Source organism: Bartonella sp. AP58NXGY (assembly GCF_042195785.1).
Classification (GTDB): Bacteria; Pseudomonadota; Alphaproteobacteria; order Rhizobiales; family Rhizobiaceae; genus Bartonella.
Genome location: NZ_JBHIOY010000143.1, coordinates 1 through 580 on the forward strand (window position 1 = coordinate 1; position 580 = coordinate 580).

A 580-nucleotide genomic window follows, 5' to 3' on the forward strand; every position below is an offset into this window, starting at 1 on the left:
ACCTTTGTGTCTTTTATACAGTTTTTTTATGAAATCTTATCAACGAGTTACAATAAATAACAGGGGCCATTTTTAGGACTATTTTTTGCACCATTTTAAAACAATTCTCGGCGCAACCGCTATAAAACGACTTACGCCAAAAATTTCACGGAAAAAGAGATAATATGAAAAACAAAAATTGATCTGTTTTTATGTTGATGGCCTCTTACATGGCATGAGCCATTCCTCTACTCTCTCCCTGTCTTTGTTGTCGAGGGCTGTGTTCTGGACTATTTCGTTCTTGTCCTCTTGCGTGACGACGATGGTGATGTCTGTGTTCTGGGCTCTCTTGTTTTTGATCTTTTTCCAGATCACGTGTAAACTCTTTATGGAGCCTTTGTGCTTTATGGATATGTCTTTCAAGAGATGAGCAAAGGTGACGAAAACCATCTTCAGCTTCTTTACGATCGGGGCTCTTTACGCCAAGAACTTGCAGACCAGCAAGCTTTCCAGGGCTTTCAGGTTTTTCTGCAAGATCCCATAAGATCTTTTCTGCACCTTGAGGATTGTCAAGAATCTCCGCAAGTTGTTTATTCAAGGC

General features: G+C 40.2%; 1 protein-coding gene. It reads right to left on the minus strand.

Annotation, left to right across the window (positions count from 1 at the left end):
- Nucleotides 1–205: 205 nt before the first annotated feature.
- Nucleotides 206–580, minus strand: a 375-nt coding sequence (locus ACFINC_RS10050) for a BID domain-containing T4SS effector (RefSeq protein WP_375617122.1), incomplete at its 5' end; no start/stop codon positions are given.